The 1686-nt window shown below is 47.7% G+C and carries 3 protein-coding genes; 2 read left to right on the forward strand and 1 reads right to left on the reverse strand.

What is annotated here, in order from left to right:
* The first annotated feature begins 339 nt into the window (after positions 1-339).
* Both AK963_RS28675 and AK963_RS28680 read left to right on the forward strand, forming a co-directional pair.
* Positions 340-642, forward strand: a complete 303-nt coding sequence (locus AK963_RS28675; RefSeq protein WP_066018689.1) for an isoamylase early set domain-containing protein — start codon at positions 340-342, stop codon at positions 640-642.
* A 332-nt stretch (positions 643-974) separates the two neighbouring features.
* Positions 975-1370, forward strand: a complete 396-nt coding sequence (locus tag AK963_RS28680) for a hypothetical protein (protein ID WP_139117759.1) — start codon at positions 975-977, stop codon at positions 1368-1370.
* 82 nt (positions 1371-1452) lie between these two features.
* Here the strand turns inward: AK963_RS28680 and AK963_RS28685 are convergent, their stop codons facing one another.
* Positions 1453-1644, reverse strand: coding sequence for a hypothetical protein (locus tag AK963_RS28685; protein WP_066018691.1), 192 nt, complete (start codon positions 1642-1644; stop codon positions 1453-1455).
* Positions 1645-1686: the final 42 nt, after the last annotated feature.

A 1686-nucleotide genomic window follows, 5' to 3' on the forward strand; every position in this document is an offset into this window, starting at 1 on the left:
CCCCATTGACCTTCCGTGAACTTAACCTGTCTGTTTCCTGTTGAGGCTTGCCAGTGCCGTCTGCTACAGCTGCTTCCAAATCTACGTCCATGTGACTGGGTTCCGTAATGTTTGAGAAGAAAACTGCTTGCCCAGAAAACATCGTAAACAGCATACATAAGGATTACAATACAAAAAATTGCATTTCTTTGCATATTTCAGCAATCATTACTCAAGAAAGAACGGATCGCACCACTCAAGGTCGGTAAAAATCGGAATTACCAACATTCATTTGCCCACGGTTAGTGATCGCTGTAACGTAGTTTTTCACGCCGTGAAAACCTTGAGGATTGATTGGCCATGCTGAAGAAAAAAACGATCAAAAAAACAGCGGAAACCGAAGTGACGTTTGAGTTTGCTCAACCGGGCATCAAGTCCGTGTCGCTGGTTGCGGATTTTAGCCAGTGGCAACCCGTCTCCATGAAATACCACAAGAAAGAAAACGCCTTCCGCACCAAAGTAAAACTGCCCGGCAACAAAGCCCTCCATTTCCGTTATCTGCTGGATGAGACCATCTGGGAGAACGACCATAACGCAGACGACTATGTGCCCAACCCTTACGGCAGTGATAACAGTGTGGTCTATACAAAACTCAGAAAGTAATACCCATCAAATTTATGCTTGGTGAACTGAGCTGAAAGACAATACCCTAAAGGACATAAAGATAAAGTGACGAGTCATAGCACTAGGAGTGCTGACCGGGAATGGACTGCCCTACTGCGGAGCCAGAAAATTGGTCTGAAAATTTTCTGTTTTCCTCGCTACGGGTACTATTATCGGTCAGCCTCCAGGCCATGGCGAGGGACTTTAACGAAGAGTTTCGTTCAGCTCACTAGCACAATAAGGTATTGCAGCTGTTTTCTCTGCCAGCATTTAAGTGTGGTTCAGTACAAAGCTCCACACATCAAGCTCCCACCATTGTTGAGGAAACAAAGATGAATAATTATTACCTCTCTTTAGGTGCAGACCACCCCGATTACCCGGGCTATGTGCGTATTACGGCGCCCACCCGCGATGATGCCCGCCAGTTAATGGAAACCCATCATGGCCACGACTGGACCGGCTGTTTTGAAACCTTTGATGAGCTGGATACCCACCAACGGATTCAGCGCGACTACCTGATCTTTGATAATCTGACCGGCGAGGCACTTGCCTGGACTTGCCATATCTGCAAGGAGAAACGGCCCGACAGTAAAATAGAGGTCACTCAACGCACGTTGCTGGAGGCAGATAATGCACCGGTCTACAACGTCCGATACTGCATTGATAACGATGAATGCCAGAACTGTATTGATGCCTTTATTGAACAGCTGCGTGGAGTATTGAATTAAACAGCGTTGCATGACCATGCAATAAAGAGCAGCCAGACGCATTGACGAGACTGCTCTGGCGCTCGGTCGCAGGCTGGTTACATCAGGAGTGCGCACTTAGATTCTGGTTATCCTCCGCCCAAGCCAGGGCTTTCTGAAAAGCCGCATCGCCATATTGTGCTGAGCTGAAGCGACGGGTCAGAGCACAAAATTTACGATTCCGCTTTTTCTGGGAGATATGCGCAAGCCAACCGGTTTGACCGTCTTTCTGGGTGTATTTTTCGATGCTCATCATAACCGGCGATCTCCCTTTTGTGGCAATCATTGTCCGTCAGCG

This window comes from Endozoicomonas atrinae (genome assembly GCF_001647025.1).
Classification (GTDB): domain Bacteria; phylum Pseudomonadota; class Gammaproteobacteria; order Pseudomonadales; family Endozoicomonadaceae; genus Endozoicomonas; species Endozoicomonas atrinae.

Coding starts and splice junctions, on each gene's coding strand:
- AK963_RS28685 (WP_066018691.1), bottom strand. CDS start 1,644: ATGATGAGCATCGAAAAATACACCCAGAAAGACGGTCAAACCGGTTGG.
- AK963_RS28675 (WP_066018689.1), top strand. CDS start 340: ATGCTGAAGAAAAAAACGATCAAAAAAACAGCGGAAACCGAAGTGACG.
- AK963_RS28680 (WP_139117759.1), top strand. CDS start 975: ATGAATAATTATTACCTCTCTTTAGGTGCAGACCACCCCGATTACCCG.